Genomic DNA, 23,584 nt, shown 5'->3' on the forward strand with positions numbered 1-23,584 from the left:
CAAAAAACGTAACTACGCGCTAAAAATGGAGGCTTCAAGCGTGTAACGCCATTCCTGAATAGCACCTGTCTAGTGATTCAAAACATGCCCTGTTGATCTAACTTTCATAGGTTTTTCACAATTGTGCGTTTAACGTATGCACTTCCTAGAACAGAAAAGATCCGATAGTTTGTAAGCGAAATCATGTAGATAACGTAGTTCAACAACTTTACCTTTACCAGTATTGAGCTTTACTCGTAGTGGGCGCCAGCTTTTGAAGTGCGCCTGAGTGAGGCCGACTTAGACATGTCGTCTTGTGCCATTGAAACTGACTGGAACGAATATTTTGAAACCCTACCCAATCCAGTGTGTGTCGATCGTCATCCCGGTCTACAACGAAGAAGAGAGCCTGCCCGAGCTGTTGCGCCGTACTGAAGCAGCCTGCGCGCAGTTGACACAGGCCTACGAAATCGTCCTGGTCGATGACGGCAGTCGGGACAATTCGGCGCAAATCCTGCAAGACGCTGCCGAGCGTGAAGGCAGCCCAGTCGTTGCCGTTATCCTCAACCGCAACTACGGGCAACATGCCGCCATCATGGCCGGCTTTGAGCATTCCAAAGGCGATGTGGTGATCACCCTCGACGCCGACCTGCAAAACCCGCCGGAAGAAATCCCCCGCCTGGTCGCGCAGGCAGCACTGGGTTACGACGTGGTCGGCACTGTGCGCAACAACCGTCAGGACTCCGCCTGGCGCCGCTGGCCTTCACGTGTGATCAACCTCGCCGTGCAACGCTCCACCGGGGTTGCCATGAGCGATTACGGCTGCATGCTGCGCGCCTATCGCCGCTCCATCGTCGACGCGATGCTGGCTTGCTGCGAACGCAGCACCTTTATTCCCATTCTGGCCAACAGCTTCGCCCGCCATACCACCGAAGTGCTGGTCGAGCACGCCGAGCGCGAACACGGCGACTCCAAGTACAGTCCGATGCGCCTGATCAACCTGATGTTCGACCTGATCACCTGCATGACCACTACACCTTTGCGCCTGCTGAGCATTATCGGCTTCAGCATGGCGGTACTGGGCGTCCTGTTCGCCATCGCCCTGGTCATGCTGCGTCTGATCTTCGGCGCATCCTGGGCTGGCCACGGTACTTTCGTGCTGTTCGCGGTGCTGTTTGTATTCACCGGCGGACAATTTATCGGCATGGGCCTATTGGGTGAATACCTGGGCCGCATGTACAGCGATGTTAGGGCTCGACCACGGTTTTTCATTGAAAAAATCGTTCGCGCCGAGCCGGCAACTTCTTCAGTTTCAACTTGCAACCCGACTTCTTCTACTTCGACACAGGTCCAATCATGAGTTTGAAAGCCGTTGTTTTCGCCTATCACGATATTGGCTGCACAGGCATTGAAGCCTTGCTCAATGCAGGTTACGAAATTGCTGCTGTGTTTACCCATGCTGACGACCCCAAGGAAAATAACTTTTACGGCTCGGTTGCCCAACTGTGTGCCCGCAAAGGCATCCCGGTTCACGCGCCGGAAGACGCCAACCACCCACTGTGGATCGAGCGCATCCGCAAGCTGAACGCCGATTACATCTTCTCGTTCTACTATCGCCACCTGCTGGGCGAAGAACTGCTGGCCAGCGTCAGCAAAGGTGCTTTCAACCTGCATGGCTCGTTGCTGCCGCGCTACCGTGGTCGCGCACCGGCCAACTGGGTGCTGGTCAACGGCGAAACCGAAACCGGCGTCACCCTGCACCGCATGGTCAAGCGTGCTGATGCAGGCGATATCCTGGCCCAGCAACGCATCAACATCGAGCGTTCGGATACCGCACTGAGCCTGCACGCCAAGCTGCGTGAAACCGCCGCCCAACTGCTGGCCGAGGCCTTGCCGCTGCTGCCACAGGGCAAGCTCACCGAAACTCCGCAAGACGAATCCAAAGCCACTTATTTTGGTCGCCGCACCCCGGCTGACGGCTTGCTGCAATGGACTCGCCCGGCTGAAGAACTGTTCAACCTGGTGCGTGCCGTTACCCAGCCTTACCCGGGCGCCTTCTGCGCCGTGGGCGAGCACAAACTGATTGTCTGGGGCGCCGAAGTGGTAGCTGGCAACCAGGGCCATGCACCTGGCCAGGTCATCAGCTGCGAACCGCTGCGCATTGCCTGCGGCCAGGACTCGCTGGTCATCACTGCCGGTCAGCGCAACGACAACGGCCTGTACCTGAGCGGCCCGCAACTGGCCCGTGAACTGGGCCTGGTCGAAGGTTCGCGCCTGCGTGGTGCTGAGTCCGGTCGCCCGGCACGCCGCACCCGCGTCCTGATCCTGGGGGTTAACGGCTTTATCGGTAACCACCTGTCCGAGCGTCTGCTGCAAGACGATCGTTATGAAGTGTATGGCCTGGACATTGGCTCCGACGCCATCGACCGCCTGCGCAGCCACCCTAACTTCCACTTCGTGGAAGGCGACATCAGCATCCACACCGAGTGGATCGAATACCACATCAAGAAGTGCGACGTGGTCCTGCCGCTGGTGGCCATCGCCACGCCAATCGAATACACCCGCAACCCGTTGCGCGTATTCGAACTGGACTTCGAGGAAAACCTCAAGCTGGTGCGCTACTGCGTCAAGTACAACAAGCGCGTGATCTTCCCGTCCACGTCCGAAGTGTATGGCATGTGCCAGGACAAGAACTTCGACGAAGACACCTCCAACCTGATTGTTGGCCCGATCAACAAGCAGCGCTGGATCTACTCGGTTTCCAAGCAGCTGCTGGACCGCGTGATTTGGGCCTACGGCACCAAAGGCCTGAAGTTCACCCTGTTCCGTCCGTTCAACTGGATGGGCCCGCGCCTTGACCGTCTGGACTCGGCACGTGTTGGCAGCTCGCGCGCCATCACCCAGCTGATCCTGCACCTGGTGGAAGGTACCCCGATCCGCCTGGTGGACGGCGGCGAACAAAAACGCTGTTTCACTGACGTTGCCGACGGTATCGAGGCCCTGGCCCGCATCATCGACAACAAAGATGGCAAGTGCGACGGCCAGATCATCAACATCGGCAACCCGGACAACGAAGCCAGCATTCGTCAGCTGGGCGAAGAGTTGCTGCGTCAGTTCGAAGCCCACCCATTGCGCGCCAACTTTCCTCCGTTTGCAGGTTTCCGCGACGTTGAAAGCCAGTCTTTCTACGGCACTGGCTACCAGGACGTCAGCCATCGCAAGCCAAGTGTTGAAAACGCCCGTCGTCTTATCGACTGGACGCCGACCACCGAGCTGAGTGAAACCATTGGCAAGACCCTGGACTTCTTCCTGCGTGAAGCCATGGTAGAAATCGCGGAAAAACGCTGATGCAAGCTGGACTGCGTATCGATGTCGACACGTACCGTGGAACCCGTGAGGGGGTTCCACAGTTACTCGAACTGCTCGATGAAGCCCAGATCAAGGCCACGTTTTTTTTCAGCGTGGGGCCGGACAACATGGGCCGCCATTTATGGCGGCTGATCAAGCCCCAGTTTTTCTGGAAAATGATGCGCTCCAAGGCTGCCAGCCTGTATGGCTGGGATATTTTGCTGGCCGGCACCGCCTGGCCAGGCAAACCTATCGGCAAGGATCTGGGGCACTTGATGCGCCAGACCCTGGCCGCTGGCCATGAGGTCGGCCTGCACGCCTGGGATCACCACGGCTGGCAAGCCAACACCGCGCGCTGGAGCCAGGCACAACTGATCGAGCAGATCCGCCGTGGTGTCGAGACCCTGAGCGACATCACCGGACAGGCCGTCGAGTGTTCGGCAGCCGCAGGGTGGCGTGCCGATGAACGCGTAGTCCAGGCCAAGGAAACCTTTGGTTTTCGTTACAACAGTGATTGCCGCGGGCACAGTCTGTTTCGGCCACGATTGGCTGACGGCAGACTGGGCGCGCCGCAAATCCCTGTGGATTTACCGACGTTCGATGAAGTGGTCGGGCCGCACCTGAGTGCCGCCGACTTCAACTCATACATTCTTGATCGCTTCAGCCCGCAAAAGCTGAATGCATACACCATCCATGCTGAAGTAGAAGGGATTCTTATGGCAAACGACTTCCGTCAATTGCTGGCGCAGGCTCGTGCCCGCGATATTCATTTCCAGCCCCTGCGGGACTTGCTTCCGAACGACATTGACAGCCTGCCTGCCGGGCAACTCAGCCGCGGCGTGCTTGAAGGCCGTGAAGGCTGGCTGGGAGTACAGAAGCCATGACCCAGCGCTGGACGTTACCCCTGCTGGTCCTGGCCTTTATTGCGTTTTACCTGTTACCACTGGGCACCCACGGCCTGTGGATTCCCGATGAAACGCGCTACGCACAAATCGGCCAGCAAATTCTGATCGACGGTAACTGGATCACTCCCCACTTCATGGATTTGCGCTACTTCGAGAAGCCGATTGCCGGCTACTGGATGATCGCTATCGGCCAGGCCATTTTTGGCGAGAACCTGTTTGGCGTGCGCATTGCCTCGGCCATCGCCACCGGCCTGAGCGTGTTCCTGGCCTATGCCGTGGCTCGCCGCCTGTGGAACGACCCGCGCAAGAGCTTCGCCTGCGCCCTGGTGTACATGACGTTTGGCTTGATCGCAGGCCAGGCGGGTTATTCAAACCTCGATCCGCAGTTCACGCTTTGGGTCAACCTGAGCCTGGTGGCCTTGTGGTTTGCCGTCGACAGCAGCTCTACCCGTGATCGTCTGATCAGCTGGGCCGTGCTGGGCTTTGCCTGTGGCATGGGCTTCATGACCAAAGGCTTTTTGGCCCTGCTGCTGCCGGTGCTGATCGCCCTGCCCTACATGGTCTGGCAAAAGCGTTTTCTGGAACTGGTCAAATATGGCCTGGTGGCCATGCTGGTCGCAGCCTTGGTTTCACTGCCGTGGATCCTTGCGGTTCACGCCCAGGAGCCCGATTACTGGAATTTTTTCTTCTGGCACGAGCACATTCGCCGCTTTGCCGGTGAAGATGCCCAGCACGGTCGTCCATGGTGGTTCTATCTGCCGCTGATGGTGGTCTCCAGCCTGCCCTGGGTAGCCCTGCTGCCTGCAACCTTCAAGGATGCCTGGCAGAACAAGCGTCATGCCAGCGTGGTGTTCCTGCTGATGTGGCTGCTGTTGCCGCTGGCCCTGTTCAGCCTGAGCAAAGGCAAGCTGCCGACTTACATCATGCCGTGCATGTTGCCGCTGGCCCTGCTGCTGGGCCACGCGCTGATTGCCCGTGTCGAGCAGGCCAAAACCGGTGCCATCCGCTTGAACGGCCTGCTCAATCTGGTGGTGGGCGGCGTGGCATTGCTGGCCCTGATCTATTTCCAGATCAAAAAGCCGTTTTATGACAATGAACCGCAGCACATGGCGTTGTTGGTGTTCGTGCTGCTGACCTGGATCGTTACCGGCCTGCTCACGCTGTCCAAACCTTTGAAAATGTGGGCCGCCCCTGCCGTGGCAATGGGTGTTCTGGTTCTCGCGCTGCCTGCGGCCATGCCGATCAGCGTGATTCACAACAAAATGCCCGACCAGTTCGTCCTTGAACACATGGACGAGTTGTCCCAGGCCAAGTCCTTGCTCAGCAACGACCTGGGTGCGGCATCTGCCTTGGCATGGCGCCTTCGCCGCCCGGACGTGACGCTCTACAACACCCAGGGCGAAGTCAAATACGGCCTGACCTATGACGATGCCAAAGGCAAGAGCATCGGCCTGGCCGAGATTGGCCAGTGGATGGCTGACGCCCGTCGCCAAGGCCCGGTGGGCGTAGTCATGCGGGTCAAGGACAGCGATGAAAGCCATGAAATGGACCACTTGCCCAAAGATGCCAAGCGCTATCAGGAAGGCAACATGGTCATTCTGATTTTCCCGCAGATCGCTCCATGACCCTGGCACTGCTGCTACTGGGGTGCCTGTTGACCTGCGCCGGCCAGATCGCCCAGAAGTATGCGGTCGAAGGCTGGCGCGGGATTGAATCCGGGGTGACGCAAAAACTGCGCTCCCCCTGGCTGTGGCTGGCCTTGCTGTGCCTTGGCCTGGGTTTGCTGGTGTGGTTGCTGGTGTTGCAACGGCTTGAGGTCGGGATTGCTTACCCGATGCTCAGCCTGAACTTTGTGCTGATCACCCTGGTGGCCCGCTACCTGTTTAAAGAATCCATCGACCGGCGTCATTGGCTGGGGGTGGGGCTGGTGATTGCCGGTGTCATTTTGCTGGGACAACAAGCATGAACCTGCGCCGTGGATTTGCCTTTGCCTCGGGCAGCGTATTGCTGGTCAGCACTGCCCAATTGGGCATGCGCTGGAGCATGACCCGCTTGCCGCAGCCGGCTCAATGGGTGGGTGCAATCAGTCAGGGCGATGTATCGCTCCCGGCGTTGGCGGTGGTGTTTGCCGCGATCATGGCGTATGCGCTGTCGATGCTCTGCTGGCTGCTGGCCCTGCGCGACTTGCCGCTGGGTCGCGCGTATTCGTTGTTGAGCGTCAGTTACGCCTTGGTGTACCTGCTCGCTGCAAGCCTGCCGATTTTCGATGAACACTTCACTTTGTCAAAAACCCTGGGGGTGACACTGGTCATCCTTGGGGTGCTTACGATCAACTCTCGACGTACCAGGAACTGCGCATGAAAATCAGTGTATTTGGTAGTGGCTATGTAGGCCTGGTGCAGGCGACGGTCCTGGCTGAAGTCGGCCACGACGTGATCTGCATGGACATTGACCAGAAAAAGGTCGAGCTGCTGCAGCAAGGTCACGTCAGCATTTTCGAACCCGGGCTTTCGAGCCTGGTGCGTGAAAATATTGAAAGCAAACGCCTGCGCTTTACCAGCGATGAAAAACTCGCCGTTGAGCACGGTCAGGTACTGTTTATCGCCGTGGGCACTCCCCCGAGCGAAGACGGTTCGGCTGACCTGGGCCAGGTGTTTTCAGTCGGTGATGCGGTTGCCCGCCACCGTGAAGAACCGCTGATCCTGGTCGAAAAATCCACCGTACCCGTCGGCACCGGTGACGCACTGACCGCCCATATCAACAAGGCCCTGGGCCTGTCCGGGCGCACATTGCAATTTGACGTGGTGTCCAACCCGGAGTTCCTCAAGGAGGGCTCGGCCGTCACCGATTGCCGCCGCCCGGATCGCATCATCATTGGCTGCGCCCGCGAAGAAGTCCGCGAGGTCATGCGTGACCTCTACGCGCCGTTCAACCGCAACCATGACCGCATCATTTTCATGGACCTGCGCAGCGCCGAACTGACCAAGTACGCCGCCAACTGCATGCTTGCGACCAAGATCAGCTTCATCAACCAGATTGCAGAACTGGCCGAGCACCTGGGCGCCGACATCGAAGCCGTGCGCCTGGGCATCGGTGCCGATACCCGTATCGGCTACCACTTTATCTATCCGGGCTGCGGCTACGGCGGTTCGTGCTTCCCCAAGGACATGCGCGCGCTGATCCACAGTGCCCAGCAGGTCAATTGCTCAAGCGATCTGTTGCAAGCGGTTGAAGCCATCAACGAACGCCAGAAGCACAAGCTGTTCGATCGCATCAATGCGTTCTTCAAGGGCGATCTCAAAGGCAAGACCTTTGCCCTGTGGGGTCTTGCGTTCAAACCCAACACCGACGACATGCGCGACGCGCCAAGCCGGGTATTGATGGAAGCCTTGTGGGCAGCCGGAGCCAATGTACGGGCCTTCGACCCCGAAGCCATGCAGGAAACCCAGCGTCTTTACGCCAATGAAGAACGCCTGAGCCTGATGGGTACACCGGAGTCCACCCTCAGCGGCGCCGACGCGCTGATCGTGTGTACCGAGTGGCAACAATTCAAGGCTCCGGATTTTGAGCTGATCAAGCAGCGCCTGAACACCCCGGTGATTTTTGACGGGCGCAACCTGTACGACGGCGAGCGTCTGGCCAAGACCGGCTTGCAGTACTTCCCGATGGGACGGGGTGAATCGTGCAACTTGCCGGTTTCCCACGGCTCAACAGCCATTTGATGATGTGATCACGCCGCCATTGGTAACAATGGCGGCGTTTTTTTTGCGTGCTCCGAGGAGTCAAGGAGACTCGACATGCCTGCCGATTTCACCCCCACAGCCCTGCTCACCCTACGCAGGCAATCCCTGATACTGGGCGCGCTCGCATTAGTGCTGTTTATTCTGGGCAACCATCAAGAGGCGGCGATCGGTTTTGATTCGCGCTTTGTCATGTTTGCCAACGAAATGCTGCGCAACGGTCCCGGCTTTTTCCCGACGACCTATGGCCAGCCCTACGCCGACTACAGCGCAACCTCGACCGTGTTCACCTGGTTGCTGTCGCTGCCCTTTGGCAAAGTGACCAGCCTGACGGCGTGGCTGCCCACGGCCATCGCCAGCGCAACCCTGGTGACGTTGATGTATCGCCTGGTTGCACCGCGATCCACACTCTGGGCGTTGGTCAGCGTGGCCCTGTTGTTGCTGAGCATGACCTTCGTGACCGAAACCCGGGCCGTTTCCCTGGACCAGATGCTGGCAGCCGTCAGTTTCAGCGCGTTCTATCTGGCTTACGCCCACGACAACTTCGGGGCGCCACGACGACATGTCTGGCTACTGGCTCTACTGGTGCTGGGCTTTGCCATTCGCGGCCCGATCGGCCTGGTGATTCCCACCGGTATCCTGTGCAGTTACTACCTGCTTGGCGGCCAATGGCGACGCCTGATCAGCGTTGGGCTACAAGCGCTGGTGTTGTTGGTCGCGTGCATTGGCACATTGCTGATGCTGGCCTGGCTCAGTGGTGGCGAGGCGTTTGTCCACGAAGTGATCCGCATGCAAGTCACCGGGCGCATGGACGGCACCGAAGGCGCAAGCAGCGTGCTGTATTACTTCACAAGTTCCGTGGGCAACTACGCCCTGGCTTACCCGCTGGCCGTGGTGGTGCTGGTGGCAATCCTGATTGCCGGGCGAAAACAGTCGGGACCGTCGCTGCAACTGGTCAAATACTGTGTGGCGGCCGCGCTGGTGGTCATGATCGGCCTGTCGATTCCTCAAGCGAAAAAAGCCCGCTACCTCCTGCCCATGTTGCCTATGGCCGCGATCATTGCGGCTTATCCGTTTCAAGTCATGAGCGGTCGGATGTTTGGCGTTTTACGTTGCTTTATTCAAGGGCTGTTCTTGCTCCTGCCGGGCTTGCTGATCATCGGCCTGATCGTTGCAGGCAAGCGTTTTGGCGAGCAGTTGCCGCCCTTGACCGCTACCTTCGTCATCCTGGCGGTTCTCCAGGTTCTGGCCCTGGGCCTGTTGTTCAAAGCCCGGTGGCGTACTCAAGGGTTGGCGGCGTGTGCCGTGCTGGCGCTGTGGAGCAGCTATATCACCGTCTTTGAACCGGCAGAGCGCACTCTGTATGACACGCGCACCTTTACCCTCAAAGCCCTGCAACTGATCGATCAGGCCCCGGCACCCGTGGTGCTGCACGGCATGGGCAAAGACGCCAAGGCGATCAAATTCATGGTCAACGTGGACCGGGATCTGCTGCCGCTTTTCACCCAGTCACCTGCAGAGCTGACAGCATTGCGCGCACCGGCCTGGATCGTGATGGACAGAAAGGACTATGAGGCTTTACAGGGCAGCGAGCCGGGCAGCATTGCACCGGCACTGAGTGGGCGATTCGACAAGAATGATTACGTGCTGCTGCATTTGCGTTGATCGCGACAGGCCGTTTTGCTCGCTGCCACAGGGTCGGCGCAATACCTGTGGGACTTGGCTTGCCTGCGATGCAAACGCTGCGGCCTGTCAGGTTGAACCCAGTGATGCCATCGCGAGCAAGCCCGCTCCCACCTATTAGCAGCTACAACCCCCACAAATAGGTACAATTCCCGCCCTTCACTTTCTTCCAAGGAATCCCAATGTCAGGGCTTGAACTGTTTGCCGCCGCACTCGGCGTCATCGCCGTCTGGTTAACAGTCAAACAAAACCCCTGGTGCTGGCCCATTGGCCTGGTGATGGTGCTGCTGTACAGCTGGATTTTTTTCGAGATCAAACTGTACTCAGGCATGCTCCTGCAGGTGTTTTTTGCCGTGCTGCAAGTCTATGGCTGGTGGCAGTGGACCCGTGCAGGCTCGCAACATGAAGGTCGCGTTGTTTCTCGACTCAGTGCCTTGCACGTGCTCTTCGGCCTCGCCATGGGCGTCATAGGCAGTGTTGCTTTGGGTGCTGCAATGGCCCATTGGACGGACTCCAGCTTCCCATGGCCTGACGCCACGTTGACCGCTTTCAGCCTGGTCGCACAAGTGTGGATGGCGCAAAAACGCCTTCAATGCTGGGCGCTGTGGTGTGTGATCGACGTGCTCTATATCGGCTTTTTCGCCTGGCAGGATCTGTACCTCACGGCCGGCCTTTACGCGCTGTTTACCGTCATTGCCATTCAAGGCTGGCGTGACTGGCGCCGCGACCCGGCGCTACGCACATGAAGGTGGTCGTACTGGCAGGGCCTGAATCGAGCGGAAAAAGTTGGCTGGCAGCGCTGCTCCAAGAGCGTTTTGGCGGCATTCTGGTGGGCGAATATGTTCGCTACTTTATCGAGCAAAACCCTCGCGACACCTGCCTGGCGGATATTCCACAGATCGCTCGCGGCCAGCTCGAATGGGAAGACCAAGCACGTGCCAAACTGCCCGAACTGCTGATTCTGGATACTCATTTGCTGAGTAACATCCTGTGGAGCCAGACGCTGTTCGGCGACTGTCCGGACTGGCTGGAAACCGAATTGCTAAAGCGCGATTACGACCTGCATCTGCTGTTGTCCCCTGACGATGTGGAATGGACCGCTGACGGCCAACGTTGCCAACCCTCACTGGTTGAACGCCAGGCGTTTTTCAGGGCCAGCCATCAATGGCTGACAGACCATCACCAACCCCTGCAAGTCATCACTGGCGATTGGCAGGCTCGACAACAACACGCCTGTGAGGCGGTCAATAAATTAATGAGCGTTCAGGAAACTTATTCAATAAGTATTAGTCAGTAAGTTATAGCCCAATAAAAAGTGCAATTCATTAACGAGCAACTTAATGGATTCAGCACTTTTAATATGTCCGCTGCTGTTACATGCGCCACCCCGCAACACCGCTAAAACACTGGCCTGCGCCATAAACACGAATAGTGTAACGCGCATGAAACAGGCCCTGTCGGCCTCTAAAAATAGCGCCTGCCCAACAGATAAAGGCGCTGACCGGCTCCTTGTTATCTCACGCTCGTTACACTTCGGCCCAACCGGAATTGCCATCACGCTGCCAGCTATTGTTTTACAACGTTAATTCAAAAGCGGCACAGCTCATGCTCTTTCCTTATCACGCTGGCTAGGGCCAGCGTCGAAAAGGGAGCACAGTCATGGGGCACTTATATCGTGGTAACCGTTACCTGCTGATGGCTTGCAGCCTGAGCGCCTTGATGGGCGTGTGCAGCGCAGTACAGGCCGCAGGTAGTGGCGAGATAGTGCTTGTACGTACTGTACAACCCCAGCCGGTGGGCACCCCCGCCATGCATCCCGATCCCGACCCTGTTACCGCAAATGCCAGCCCTCTGGCGCAAGTGATGGGCGGTACTCGCGAACTCAATGATGGCGATTTTGCCGGTGTCAGCACCGGTACCTCGATCAGGCACACCATGATGCCCAATGGCAACAGTCTGCCAGGGCTCAATACCAGCAACGGGCTGCCAGGCATGACCAACGGCCATGGCGGTGGGAGCGGTGGCACCATTTCCGACACCATCGGCAACAGCATCAGCCAGGGCATGCGTCCGCTCTCTGTACTGAGCCAGGGGAAATAACATGACTGCCTACAGCCTGCCTGTGGTGATTGCCGCCCTGCTTGCCAGTTCAAGTGTGCTGGCGGCCTCTGACAACAACGCCGAGATCAATAACTCGGGTGCCAATTACCACGGCAACGTCACGATCAACCAGGCGGCGGGCGACCAGCAGCAACAAGTCAACATCCGCGCCATTGCCATCGGTACCGAGGCCAAAGCCTCAACGTCCGTTACCCAGAAAATCAATACCCCGGCCGACCCTTCGCTTAATGCCAAGGCAGTCATTGGCGGCAACTCTTTCAGTAATGGCAGCGGTGTGATCGGTATCAACCAGTCCGCCGGAGCCAACAACCAGATGGTCAATACCGTGCGAGTCGGCATCAGTGCCCAGCCGCAAGGTATGGACGACAGCGCCCTGTCACAACAGAACGTGGCGCTGGTACCAAACTCGGGAACCGCACCCCCCGCCAACGGCAGTCGCCAGGTCGTTACCAGCGATCAGGCCTTCACCGGCAGCCGAGGGGTGGTGCAGTTGAACCAGAGTGCAGGGGTGGGGAACCGCATGGCTAACACCCTGAATATACGGGTTGCTGACTGACCCAATAACAACGCAGTGCAATTAGAAAGTGCCAACACTTAACACACTAATGAAGCACGGAGAATCACCATGAAACCTTCAAGCGCTCTGAAACCTCTGGCTTTCGCCATGGCCGCACTCCTGTCAGTAGCTGCACAAGCCGGTCACAACGATGGCCCACCACCACCTCCATCGAATCCACCGTCCTACACACTGGACCCTAATGCAGCGGCTGCAGCGCTTGTGATTGACGTGCAAAACAGCAATCACAACAAAGTGACCAACAAAGCGATCAAAAACACCGCAACCGTCAAAGACTCGGTCAAAGGTGCTGAAGGCAACATGGGCGTCAACGCCGCCGCTGGCTCGGGCAACCAACAAGACAACGCCGTTGCGATCGCAACCGCTGACGAAACGTTTGTCTTTGGTACTGCTGCGTCCCTGACCAGTGCAACCCAGACCAACAGTCACAACAACGATCATAACTACGGCACCCAAAACAACGCCATGCTCAAAAGCTCGGGCAATGGCAGTTCAGGCAACGTGGGTATAAACGTGGCTGCGGGCGACTTCAACCAACAGAAAAACAACCTGGCCATCGCCGTATCCAATGGCCGCATTGCTTCCGCAGGCGCAGCCGCTACCCAAACCTCCAATAACCTCTCGGTTATCAACGAGGCTGGTGCGTCTTACCTGAGCAATGTGAATACCTGGGGCCCAAGCTGGAGCCACAACAAAACCCCGGTCATCAACAACGCCACCATGGACCATTCGTTCAATGGCATGTCGGGTAATGGTGGTGCCAACATCGCGGCCGGTGTGGGCAACCAACAAAGCAACTCGCTGTCCATCGCTGCAGGTTGCAAAGTCTGCATGTAATAGCGACGGTAAAGGAGGGTCTCGTTTACGAGACCCTTTCTCTTCATACAAGGCGTATCAATCATGCGTATTGTCGCCCTCGCCCTCATGCTTGGCTTGACCGGAATCACCGGGATGACCCAAGCCGCACAAATGTCCGTCGCCGCCATGCCTGGCGGCAATCTGGTTTTCAAACAGGTACAGAGCATTCGTGAGCGGCGCTTCAAGGACATCGTCGAACAAAAGACCGACTTCAGTTGCGGCGCGGCAGCACTGGCTACCGTATTGCGCCAGGCCTACTGGCTGGACGTCGACGAAGACCAGATCATCAAAGGGATGCTGAAGAACGCAGATCAGGACCTGGTGCGCGTTCAGGGTTTTTCAATGCTCGACATGAAGCGCTACGTTGAAAGTATCGGCATGCGCGCCCGGGGTTACAGAATTCCTGCGCAAAGCCTGGAGAGTGTGAACATCCCCGTGGTGGTACTGCTGGAGATCCGTGGCTACAAGCATTTTGTCGTCCTGCAACGCACCCAGAAAGACTGGGTTTACATCGGCGACCCTGTACTTGGCCACAAACGTTATTCCCATGACGATTTTATCAAAGGCTGGAATGGCATCGTGTTTGCCATCATCGGCCCCGGTTACGACAAAACCAACGCCCTACTGTCGCCCCCTGCTCCGCTGACAGCAAAAAACCAGCTGGACGGTTTCAGTCCGGTAAAAGATGCAGAGCTCATGGACTTTGGTTTTATTCAAAGCGACTTTTTTTAGGTGCGCCAAGCATGACTACGGAGCTGCGCGCTCCTGGAGCAGCACATGAAAACTCCAATCTGGCTGATTGCCGCCTGCCTGGCGGCCAGTCTGCCCGCCCAGGCCGCATCGACCTTTAAACCGGTCGAATTGAAAGACAATGAAATGTCCGAGTTGCGTGGACGTTATGTCATGCCCGGACGAATTATCAGTTTCGGCATTGTAATGAACAGTACCTGGACCAGCAGTAATGGCGGCGTAGTGGGTGCCAGCACCACCATGTATGTGCAAAACACCATTGAGCCCAAGTTCTATGTCTCCACTTACAGTTCTGCCGGTAATGGCCCCACCGGATCACCCGGTACCGGCTCGGTGACCGGTGGCGTGGGCTTGACCACGGGCCAGGGCGTCACCCAGAGCGTGCGGGCTGCGGGGGATTACAACAGCGCTTACAACAATGTCGATATCAATGTGACCGAGGCCAATCAGGCACCTGCGGTGAATCAGCAAGGCGTGTTGCTGACCGCCAACAACCCGATTACCCAAACAGGCGGCGCAGGTAACTTGACGGTGTCTGCCGTAAACGGAGGCATCCAACTAGCGATTCAGGCTAACAACAATCAAGGCAATTCACTGCAACAAATAGCCCAAGGGGGCGTGTTGCAGAGCACAACACTGTTGGGGGGCGGCAACATGGTTAATAACATGACCCAACTGAATGTGGTGTTGCGCAATAACATGCCAAGTCCCGGTGCACTCGATTGCAATCTTAGTCAGCTAAAAGGACTACGCAATATGGGATATTGAACTACGCTCAGGCCCTACGACTTGGCTTATCTGGACGGCTTATTTCATGCACCGATCGTTTACCTTTCGCGCAGTTGTATGCATGAGCACTATTTTCCCATCAGCACTGCTGTATGCAGCACCTGGTTCGGACGTAGAGCTACTAAAACAAGAATTACTGGAGCTACGCCAACGTTACGATCAGCAGCAAAAAGCCCTGGCTGTGCTTGAGCAACGTGTTCGTCAAGTTGAAGACCAGCCTGCAACACCTGCTCCACGTCGCCTGGCCAAATCCCCGGCCGACATGAAAGGCAACCAGACAGTTGCAGGCGCCAGTACCACTGGCGCAGCCGTTGCTGCAGGCGGCAGTTCCTACGGGACCGCCTTGAAGGATGACTCCGCACCGGCCCAGAGTGTGGTCAACCTTTACGACGAAGCCAGCGGCTTCTTCGGCGGTGGCAAGTTCAGTTTCGAAACAGGCGTTACCTATTCCCGTTATGACACCCGCCAGCTGATCCTGAACGGCTTCCTGGCCCTGGACTCGATCTTTCTGGGCAACCTGAACCTGGACCGGATCAAGGCCGACAACTGGACGCTGGATCTGACCGGCCGCTACAACCTGGATAACCGCTGGCAGTTCGACGTCAACGTACCGGTGGTCTACCGTGAATCGACTTACCAGTCCGGCGGTGCCAACGGCGGTGATGCCCAGGCGACTTCCGAGCAAACCGTCACGCGTGACCCGACCATTGGTGACGTCAACTTCGGTGTCGCCTACAAGTTCCTCGATGAGTCGGTAAACACCCCGGATGCGGTGTTCAGCGTGCGGGTCAAGGCCCCTACGGGCAAGGATCCGTTCGGGATCAAGCTGGTTCAGTCGCCTGACAACACCAACGTATTCACCCCTGAAGACCTGCCGACCGGTAATGGTGTGTGGTCCATCAGCCCTGCCATCTCCCTGGTCAAGACCTTCGACCCGGCCGTACTGTTCGGCACCCTCTCCTACACCCACAACCTTGAAGAGTCCTTTGACGACATCAGCTCAACGCAAAATCTGAAGCAGCCTGGCAAGGTCAAACTGGGTGACAGCTTCCAGATTGGCGCGGGTGTGGCGTTCGCCCTCAACGAGAAGATGAGTATGTCGTTCTCGGTGTCTGACCTGATTCAGAAAAAGAGCAAACTCAAGCAGGATGGCGGGGACTGGCAAACAGTCACCACCAGTGATGCCAACGCAGGCTACTTCAACGTCGGCATGACGGTTGCCGCCACCAACAACCTGACCATCGTGCCAAACCTGTCGATTGGCCTGACTGACGATGCACCGGACTTCACCTTCAGCCTGAAATTCCCGTACTACTTCTAAGCCGCACAAAAAGGCCCGCCGCGTTCAAACGCGGCGGGCCTTCTGTTTTTCAGCGGATATTATGCTTATGCAACAACCGGTAAAACGTAGGTCGCGACACCCCCAACACCCTGGCTGCCACACTCAGGTTATCGCTATGGCGGTGTAACACCTCGCACAGGGCCTGGCGTTCCGCGCGGTCCTTGTACTCTTCAAGTGTGCTCATCTCACCGACAAACAGCGGACTGGAGTCCAGCCCCAGGTCATGGGCCTCGATCTGGCGACCTTCAGCCAGTACCAATCCACGGCGCACACGGTTGGCAAGCTCGCGCACATTGCCGGGCCAGCCGTGATTGCCCATGGCAATCAATGCATCATCACTGAAACTGCGCGGCCGACGGCCCGTCTCCAGGCTGTAGTAACGGGCAAAGTGACTCGCCAACATGGCCAGATCGCCATGACGTTCACGCAGTGGCGCCGTGATCACCTGCAATACATTCAACCGGTAGTACAAGTCTTCCCGAAAGCGCCCCCTCACAATGGCGGCCTCCAGATCGACGTGAGTGGCCGCAAGGACGCGCACGTCAACCGGGATCGGCTGACTGCCACCGACCCTCTCAATGTGTTTTTCCTGCAAGAAACGCAACAGATTGGCTTGCAGCTCCATCGGCAGATCGCCGATTTCATCCAGAAAAAGCGTGCCGCCATTGGCCGCCTCTATCCGTCCGATCTTGCGCTGATGAGCGCCCGTGAACGCGCCTTTCTCATGACCGAAGAGTTCCGACTGGATCAAATGATCGGGAATGGATCCGCAGTTGATCGCGACAAAAGGTTTGCCATTGCGCTGGGATTGCCGATGCAGGGTGCGCGCGACCAGCTCTTTGCCGGTGCCGCTTTCACCCCGAATCAAGATCGGGGACTGGGTGGGGGCAAACTTGCTCAGGATTTTGCGCAGATCGCGCATGGATCGGCTGTCTCCGAGCAGCTCATCCTCTTGGGGCAAAGTGAGCGGTGAGGCCTGACCCCGTAAGCAGGCCATGCCAAAGGCCCGGCCAAGCGTGACCTGAACCCGCGAGACATCGAAGGGCAAGGTGTGAAAGTCAAAAAACCATTCACAGACAAAGTCCCCCACATTCCTCAGTTTAAGGACGTCGGGGGTCAGCACCGCAATCCACTCGGTGCCGCTGCGACTGATCATGTCTTTAACCGCTTCAGGACGCTCGAGGTGGGACGGCTGAAGCCGGAACAGGCCAACATCACACGAACGGTCAATAACACTTGCCAGCGTGCAACTGTCCACCGACCAGCCTATGGTTCGCAAACCAGGGAGTATTTCATGGCAATCTTCACAGGGATCAACGACCAGCAGACGTCGGGGGGATGACATCGTGAGCATGACTGTTCCTTGGCGCCAAAAAATTAAAAAATCAATAAAAACAGTCCTTTGTTCCATCCAAGCGTAACGTTAGCAAGGCTGTGGGAGCTTTCAGGATCTTTTCTTTATATCCCTAATAGCCAATTGAGCGGTGTGCACTCAATTGGATAATCAAAAGGGTGTTTGCGAGCGCAAAAAATTGATTTGGATCAGTCGGGTAAAAAAACTTTTAAAAAAGTAGGAAAAGTGTGTGACCTGATGCCGGTCTGAGGTCATCAGTACAAGTAAGCAACCGAACGGTAAGCCCAGCCGACGGTTAATCATTTGATGGGCATACTTGAGAGAAAACCCTATGAACGCCCCGCTCCGTTTCAACGAAGCACTTTTGATTGCCGGCCACGCCTTTGAACCGTTTCAATGCGTCGCCTGGGCTGCACAAGATGGTCACGGCGAGTTGAGCCTGACGGTCATTGACCGCACCAACACCCGTATCGGCCGCAAACAGATCCCGCGCAGCGCCTGCGCAGACGCCGCCCAACTCGAAAGCCTGCTGGCTCAAGCCCGCGCCGAGATCAGCAGCGAAGGCTACACCCTGCAACCCTGGGTAATGCCTGCATAAGGCTGCCAGATTGCCCCTCCTTGCGGGAGCACACTTGCTCCCGCAGGGGTAGTTGGCCTCTAGCCATCAATGTGCACGTATTCTGCCTTCAACTCCGCCGCCAATTGAGGCGCGCGACCGAGACGAATCGGCCCCCGTTCGATATCGATCAACAGCCCCGGGCAGCTGATTTCGGGCAACACCGACCACTCTTTCAAACGGCCATCGGTCACTAGCAAAAATCGCTGCTGCTCCTGCGGCAACTGCTTGCGCCGCCGATCAAGCCACTTCGCGACTTCCTGCAGGGCCTGAAGCAACGGTGTACCACCACCGGCGCCCAGCTGTGCCAGCCACTCATTGAGCGCCGCCGAAGCCTTTACCCCCGTGACCTGCCACTCAGGCGAATTGCCGCTGGCCGTCATCACGGCCACCCGGGCACGCTGGCGATACGCATCCTCGAACAACTGGGCGAGCAGCCCCTTGGCATCACTCAGGGCCTGATGCCGCCGGGTTGAAGCCGATGCATCCACCACCACCAACCACAGTTCCCGGGCGGCGCTTTTGCGGGTTTTATGGCGCAGATCTGCGCGCAGACGTGGACGGCCACGGAGCAAGGTTTGCACCCAATCGACCATCCCGCTGCCGGCACTGAGGCTTGCGCCCAGTTTGCCCGTAGCGAGGTGACCCGCCTGGGGTCTGGCATCCGCCCCCACATCGGATCGGGGACGAATGCCTAAGGCTTTTTTGGCCAGCTCGGCACTTCACGGCGCGCACCCATCGCCTGGGTCTGTGCTGGCAACTCGCCCCACTGGCCCTGGCCGGAACCGGATGAAGGCGTGCTGGATTGAGGCTGTGAGTGCGGCTGCTCCGGTGTCGGTGCCTGGCCCGTCTGCTCCCGCCGCCGATGACGCAAGGCAAACTCAGCCACCGCATCGATGTCTTCAAGGCTGATTGCCGTGGCGCCACGCCAGGCTGCATGGGCCCGTGCAGCACGCAGCCACACCAGATCGGCACGCATACCGTCGACCGCCGCTGCAAAACAGCGCTCGGCAATCACCGCGAGCGATTGATCGTCCAGGGCGATGCAGGCCAGCAATCCCCGTGCATGTTCGCAGCGTTGGCGCAGGGCCGTCTGCGCCTCTGCCCACTGTGCGCAAAACCCCTGGGGGTCTGCGTCAAAGGCCAGGCGCCGACGGATAATGTGTGCCCGTTCGGCCGGTTGCGGCAGACCGCTCATGACCACGTTCAGCCCAAAGCGGTCAAGCAGTTGAGGACGCAACTCCCCCTCTTCCGGGTTCATGGTGCCAATCAGGACAAAACGCGCAGCATGCCGATGGGAGATGCCATCGCGCTCGACCACATTGGTACCGCTTGCGGCCACATCCAGCAGCACATCCACCAAATGGTCTGCAAGCAAATTCACTTCGTCGACATACAGCACGCCGCCATCGGCCTTGGCCAACACACCCGGTGAAAACTGCGCCTTGCCTTGCCCGAGTGCGGCGTCCAGATCGAGGGTGCCGACCAGACGCTCTTCAGTGGCACCCAGTGGCAGGGTCACGAACTGGCCGCTGGCGAGCAGATCAGCCAGCCCCCGGGCCAGGGTAGATTTGGCCATGCCACGGGGACCTTCGATCAGCACGCCGCCAATCCTGGGGTCGATGGCCGTGAGGCACAGCGCAAGCTTCAACGAGTCCGCGCCGACCACCGCCGATAACGGGAAATGCGGGGTGTCAGTCATGTTTTCGGGTTCCAAATCGTAGAATGTTGATCGACTTCAAAAAGCCCTTCACTCTTCTTCTATATCCAGCAACAGATTTTCCAGCGCCGCCTGATATTCCCCGGGCTCACTCCAGAGGCCGCGCTGCTGAGCCTCGAGCAAGCGCTCGGTCATGTCACGCAAAGCGTGCGGGTTGTGCTCGCGAACAAACTCGCGGGTATCAGGGTCCAGCAGGTAGGCATCCGCCAGCAAGGCGTATTGATGGTCGTCGATCAAATGCGTGGTGGCATCGAACGCAAACAGGTTGTCCAGGGTCGCGGCCATTTCGAACGCGCCTTTATAACCGTGGCGCTTGACCCCGTCGATCCATTTCGGATTGGCTGCCCGCGAACGGATCACCCGGTTCAGCTCTTCCTTCAGGGTGCGAATCTTCGGCAAGTCCGGCTGGCTGTGATCGCCGTGATAGCTGGCTGCAGCCTCCCCGCGCAACGTCTCCACAGCGGCCAGCATGCCGCCCTGGAACTGGTAGTAATCATTGGAATCAAGCAGGTCGTGTTCGCGATTGTCCTGGTTTTGTACCACGGCCTGCATCTGCCCCAGACGCTGGGCAAACTGGCCGCGGGCCGCCGTGCCTTCATCGGCCACGCCATAGGCATAACCGCCCCAGTTGAGGTACACCTGGGCCAGGTCATCACGGCTTTGCCACAAACGACCGTCAATTGCGTTCTGCACCCCGGCGCCATAGGCGCCGGGCTTGGCGCCAAACACTCGCCAGCCCGCCTGGCGCGCTGCCAGTTCGGGTGAGAGTCCATCGCGCTCCAGCTGCTCACGCTCACTGCGCACCTTGGCTGCCAGCGGGTTCAGATCATCCGGCTCATCCAGTGCCGCCACGGCCTGCACGGCGGCATCGAACAGTCGAATCAGATTGGCAAACGCATCCCGGAAGAAGCCCGAAACCCGCAGGGTCACGTCCACCCGTGGACGGTCTAGCAGGCTGACCGGCAGGATTTCAAAGTCATCCACCCGCTGGCTGCCTGTGGCCCATACCGGGCGCACGCCCATCAGCGCCATGGCCTGGGCGATATCATCACCGCCCGTTCGCATGGTCGCCGTGCCCCACACCGACAACCCCAGTTGGCGCAGGTGGTCGCCGTGATCCTGCAAGTGACGCTCAAGAATCAGGTTGGCCGACTGAAAGCCGATACGCCAGGCCGTCGTGGTCGGCAGGTTGCGCACATCCACTGAAAAGAAGTTGCGACCGGTGGGCAGCACATCCAGTCGTCCGCGACTCGGTGCGCCACTGGGCCCCGCCGGCACAAAACGCCCTCCAAGGGCATCGAGCAGGCCCTGCATCTCGGCCGGCCCGCAGGCATCCAGACGCGGCGCGACGACATCAAGCAGCGCGTCGAAAATCCCCCTGACCTCGGCCCATTGCGCGGTGTCGGGCAATTGCAGCGTGCCCTCCAAAGCCTGTTCGATCAGTTGCGCCGCATATAACTCCAGACGTTCGCGAGTATCCCCCGCCGTGCGCCAGCGCTCAGCAGTGACGGCCTGCAGCACCGCAGGTTGGCGCGCCGTCCAGGGCTCGGCCAACGCGCAGTCCAGCGGGTCGAAGCCCAGCTCAAAGGCTTTGGCCAGCGCCCGCAGAATGCTCGATTGCGCGCCACGACCATCGCCGCGAGGGATGCGCAACAACGCCAGCAAGGTGTCGATCCGCAAGCGTCCGGCAGGCGACTCACCAAAAATATGCAAGCCATCACGGATTTGCGACTCCTTGAGGTCGCACAGATAGGTGTCCAGCCGTGGCAGCCAGATCGCAGCGTCGGCATCGCTGTCCAGCTTCTCGTCCAGTTGCAGCTCACGGTCGATACGGGTTTCACGCACCAGGGCGAGAATGTCCCGTTGCAACTCACGGGCGCGTCGGGGGTCGAGCAACTGCGCTTCGTAATATTCGTCGGCCAGCAACTCCAGATCGCGCAGCGGCCCGTAGGTTTCAGCACGGGTCAACGGCGGCATCAGATGATCGATGATCACCGCCTGGGTGCGCCGCTTGGCCTGGGCGCCTTCGCCCGGGTCATTGACGATAAAGGGATAGACGTTGGGCATCGGCCCCAGAATTGCGTCCGGCCAGCAGTTTTCGGACAGTCCGACGCCCTTGCCCGGCAGCCATTCCAGATTGCCGTGCTTGCCCACATGCACCACGGCGTGGGCACCATAGGTGTTGCGCAGCCAGAAGTAGAACGCCAGGTAGGCGTGTGGCGGAACCAGATCCGGATCGTGATACACCGCACTGGCATCGACCTGATAACCCCGCGCCGGCTGGATCCCGACAAAGGTCAGGCCAAAGCGCAGACCGGCAATCATCAACCGCCCACTGCGAAACATCGGATCGTTTTGCGGCTCGCCCCAACGTGCAATCACCGCCTGGCGATTGATCTCGGGCAACCCATTGAACATCCCCATGTACTCATCCAGCGCCAGGCTTTGCAGGCAGGGACGCAGATCAAGGCTGTCCAGATCATTGCTGACGCCCCCCAGCAGAGCCTGGATCAACGCGGTACCGGTCTCGGGCAGCTCGCAGTCCACGGGATACCCCCGGGCCTGCAAGGCACGCAGAATATTCAACGCGGCCGCCGGGGTATCCAGCCCCACACCGTTGCCGATCCGGCCATCGCGGGTCGGATAGTTGGCCAGAATCAGCGCAATCCGTTTTTGCGGGTTCGCCACACGCCCCAGCTCAACCCATCGCCGCGCCAGTTCTGCGACAAAATCCATACGTTCGGGATGGGCACGATAACACACCACATCCGACTGGCTGCGTTCGCTGCGCCATGCCAGATCCTTGAAGCTGATCGCACGGCTGATGATTCGCCCATCCAGTTCGGGCAACGCGATATGCATCGCCAGGTCCCGTGGCCCGAGGCCTTGCTCGCTGGCTTGCCAGCCGGGCTCGTTGTCCTGGGCACAAATGGCCTGGATCACCGGAATATTGCGGCGAAACGGGCGCAAATGCGGGGCTTCCGGGCTCGACTGGGCAAAGCCGGTGGTGTTGAGGATCACCCCGGCCTCAACGTCGTCCAGCAGGTCCTGAACCACGGCCAGGCAGCCAGGTTCCTTGAGGCTGGCCACGGCAATCGGCAAAGGGTTGAGCCCGGCGGCCTGAAGGCGCTGGCAAAACACATCGACAAACGCGGTATTGGCGGCCTGCAAGTGCGAACGATAGAACAACAGCGCCGCGACCGGTTGCCCGACGAGCCATTGGGCCTGCCAGTCCTTGAGTTGGGCATTGGCGTGCACCGGATGATAAATCGCGGTGCGCGGCAGGGTTTGCGGCTCATCCCATTCATAATCGCGGCCCAGCCATTGACTGGCCAGGCAACGATAGAGCTGTTGGGCGTTATGCCGCCCGCCCTGGCGCAAAAAGTGCCACAGACGCTCGCCCTGCTCGGCCGGGACGGTGCTCAACGCGCTGAGTTCCGGGTCGGGACGGTCGTCGCCGGGTACCAGAATCAGGGTGACACCACGCTCAGCCAGCTGCACCAGGCGCTCGATGCCGTAGCGCCAATAGCCGATGCCACCGTGCAGCGACAGCAAAATCACCTTGGCGTGTTGCAGCACCTGATCGACATACAAGTCGACCGAGCCATGGTTTTGCACCTGCATCGGATTGGCCAGACGCAGGCTTGGATAATCTTCAGGCAACTGCTGTGCCGCTTCGGCAAGCAGTGCCAGGCTTGAATCACCACTGCACAGGATCACCAGCTCGGCGGGGGTCTGCCCCAAGTCGGCAATATTGTCATCCGATACAAAGCCACCGGGCTGGGTCCTGAGCAAATGCATG

General features: G+C 58.7%; 22 protein-coding genes. 18 read left to right on the forward strand and 4 right to left on the reverse strand.

Annotation, left to right across the window (positions count from 1 at the left end):
• Positions 1 to 325: 325 nt before the first annotated feature.
• The 17 genes from arnC (at position 326) to KO536_RS14975 (ending at position 16,071) form a co-directional block, all read left to right on the forward strand.
• The gene (arnC, locus tag KO536_RS14895; RefSeq protein ID WP_133079219.1) at positions 326 to 1,339 is read left to right on the forward strand and encodes an undecaprenyl-phosphate 4-deoxy-4-formamido-L-arabinose transferase; all 1,014 of its coding nucleotides are present in this window, start codon (positions 326 to 328) and stop codon (positions 1,337 to 1,339) included.
• Entirely contained in the window at positions 1,336 to 3,327 is a 1,992-nt protein-coding gene (gene arnA, locus KO536_RS14900; protein ID WP_219262230.1) for a bifunctional UDP-4-amino-4-deoxy-L-arabinose formyltransferase/UDP-glucuronic acid oxidase ArnA, read from the forward strand. Before arnC ends, arnA begins: the two co-directional genes overlap by 4 nt.
• On the forward strand, positions 3,327 to 4,211 hold the full coding sequence (gene arnD / locus KO536_RS14905; protein WP_219262231.1) for a 4-deoxy-4-formamido-L-arabinose-phosphoundecaprenol deformylase: 885 nt from the start codon (positions 3,327 to 3,329) through the stop codon (positions 4,209 to 4,211). Before arnA ends, arnD begins: the two co-directional genes overlap by 1 nt.
• Complete coding sequence (gene arnT, locus KO536_RS14910) at positions 4,208 to 5,857, forward strand: lipid IV(A) 4-amino-4-deoxy-L-arabinosyltransferase (RefSeq protein WP_219262232.1); 1,650 nt, start codon at positions 4,208 to 4,210, stop codon at positions 5,855 to 5,857. Before arnD ends, arnT begins: the two co-directional genes overlap by 4 nt.
• Positions 5,854 to 6,198, forward strand: a complete 345-nt coding sequence (gene arnE, locus KO536_RS14915; RefSeq protein ID WP_219262233.1) for a 4-amino-4-deoxy-L-arabinose-phosphoundecaprenol flippase subunit ArnE — start codon at positions 5,854 to 5,856, stop codon at positions 6,196 to 6,198. Before arnT ends, arnE begins: the two co-directional genes overlap by 4 nt.
• Entirely contained in the window at positions 6,195 to 6,593 is a 399-nt protein-coding gene (gene arnF, locus KO536_RS14920; RefSeq protein WP_219262234.1) for a 4-amino-4-deoxy-L-arabinose-phosphoundecaprenol flippase subunit ArnF, read from the forward strand. The genes arnE and arnF overlap by 4 nt, the downstream gene beginning before the upstream one ends.
• A complete protein-coding gene (locus KO536_RS14925; protein ID WP_219262235.1) occupies positions 6,590 to 7,954 on the forward strand; it encodes a UDP-glucose/GDP-mannose dehydrogenase family protein in 1,365 nt (454 codons plus the stop codon). Before arnF ends, KO536_RS14925 begins: the two co-directional genes overlap by 4 nt.
• Positions 7,955 to 8,029: 75 nt before the next feature.
• A complete protein-coding gene (locus tag KO536_RS14930; RefSeq protein ID WP_219262236.1) occupies positions 8,030 to 9,637 on the forward strand; it encodes a glycosyltransferase family 39 protein in 1,608 nt (535 codons plus the stop codon).
• 200 nt (positions 9,638 to 9,837) lie between these two features.
• Entirely contained in the window at positions 9,838 to 10,401 is a 564-nt protein-coding gene (gene pnuC / locus KO536_RS14935; RefSeq protein WP_219262237.1) for a nicotinamide riboside transporter PnuC, read from the forward strand.
• A complete protein-coding gene (locus KO536_RS14940; RefSeq protein ID WP_219262238.1) occupies positions 10,398 to 10,952 on the forward strand; it encodes an AAA family ATPase in 555 nt (184 codons plus the stop codon). The genes pnuC and KO536_RS14940 overlap by 4 nt, the downstream gene beginning before the upstream one ends.
• Before the next feature lie 43 nt (positions 10,953 to 10,995).
• A complete protein-coding gene (locus tag KO536_RS14945; protein WP_219262239.1) occupies positions 10,996 to 11,241 on the forward strand; it encodes a hypothetical protein in 246 nt (81 codons plus the stop codon).
• 73 nt (positions 11,242 to 11,314) lie between these two features.
• Positions 11,315 to 11,755 carry a hypothetical protein gene (locus KO536_RS14950; RefSeq protein WP_219262240.1) on the forward strand — a complete coding sequence of 147 codons (441 nt, stop codon included), beginning with the start codon at positions 11,315 to 11,317 and terminating at the stop codon, positions 11,753 to 11,755.
• Position 11,756: 1 nt separating this feature from the next.
• Positions 11,757 to 12,332 (forward strand): adhesin, encoded by a 576-nt coding sequence (locus KO536_RS14955; RefSeq protein ID WP_219262241.1) that lies wholly within the window; start codon positions 11,757 to 11,759, stop codon positions 12,330 to 12,332.
• A 69-nt stretch (positions 12,333 to 12,401) separates the two neighbouring features.
• A complete protein-coding gene (locus KO536_RS14960) occupies positions 12,402 to 13,190 on the forward strand; it encodes a heme utilization protein (RefSeq protein WP_219262242.1) in 789 nt (262 codons plus the stop codon).
• Between the two features lie 63 nt (positions 13,191 to 13,253).
• A complete protein-coding gene (locus tag KO536_RS14965; RefSeq protein ID WP_133079591.1) occupies positions 13,254 to 13,943 on the forward strand; it encodes a C39 family peptidase in 690 nt (229 codons plus the stop codon).
• A 45-nt stretch (positions 13,944 to 13,988) separates the two neighbouring features.
• Positions 13,989 to 14,729 (forward strand): hypothetical protein, encoded by a 741-nt coding sequence (locus KO536_RS14970; RefSeq protein ID WP_219262243.1) that lies wholly within the window; start codon positions 13,989 to 13,991, stop codon positions 14,727 to 14,729.
• Between the two features lie 46 nt (positions 14,730 to 14,775).
• Positions 14,776 to 16,071 (forward strand): transporter, encoded by a 1,296-nt coding sequence (locus KO536_RS14975; RefSeq protein ID WP_133079589.1) that lies wholly within the window; start codon positions 14,776 to 14,778, stop codon positions 16,069 to 16,071.
• A 49-nt stretch (positions 16,072 to 16,120) separates the two neighbouring features.
• Here the strand turns inward: KO536_RS14975 and KO536_RS14980 are convergent, their stop codons facing one another.
• Positions 16,121 to 17,446, reverse strand: a complete 1,326-nt coding sequence (locus tag KO536_RS14980) for a sigma-54 dependent transcriptional regulator (RefSeq protein WP_219262244.1) — start codon at positions 17,444 to 17,446, stop codon at positions 16,121 to 16,123.
• A gap of 331 nt (positions 17,447 to 17,777) precedes the next feature.
• Here KO536_RS14980 and KO536_RS14985 point away from each other — a divergent pair, with 331 nt between their 5' ends.
• Positions 17,778 to 18,044 (forward strand): hypothetical protein, encoded by a 267-nt coding sequence (locus KO536_RS14985; protein ID WP_095000290.1) that lies wholly within the window; start codon positions 17,778 to 17,780, stop codon positions 18,042 to 18,044.
• A 59-nt stretch (positions 18,045 to 18,103) separates the two neighbouring features.
• Here KO536_RS14985 and KO536_RS14990 read toward each other — a convergent pair whose 3' ends face one another.
• From KO536_RS14990 to cobN, 3 genes are all read right to left on the reverse strand, one after another.
• Positions 18,104 to 18,658: a VWA domain-containing protein gene (locus tag KO536_RS14990; RefSeq protein ID WP_257622946.1), complete on the reverse strand. Its 555-nt coding sequence runs from the start codon at positions 18,656 to 18,658 to the stop codon at positions 18,104 to 18,106.
• Positions 18,659 to 18,756: 98 nt separating this feature from the next.
• On the reverse strand, positions 18,757 to 19,764 hold the full coding sequence (locus KO536_RS14995; protein ID WP_219262246.1) for an ATP-binding protein: 1,008 nt from the start codon (positions 19,762 to 19,764) through the stop codon (positions 18,757 to 18,759).
• A 48-nt stretch (positions 19,765 to 19,812) separates the two neighbouring features.
• Positions 19,813 to 23,583 carry a cobaltochelatase subunit CobN gene (cobN, locus tag KO536_RS15000; protein ID WP_219262247.1) on the reverse strand — a complete coding sequence of 1,257 codons (3,771 nt, stop codon included), beginning with the start codon at positions 23,581 to 23,583 and terminating at the stop codon, positions 19,813 to 19,815.
• Between the last annotated feature and the right edge of the window lies 1 nt (position 23,584).

Source organism: Pseudomonas sp. NKUCC02_KPG, from assembly GCF_019345465.1.
GTDB lineage: Bacteria > Pseudomonadota > Gammaproteobacteria > Pseudomonadales > Pseudomonadaceae > Aquipseudomonas.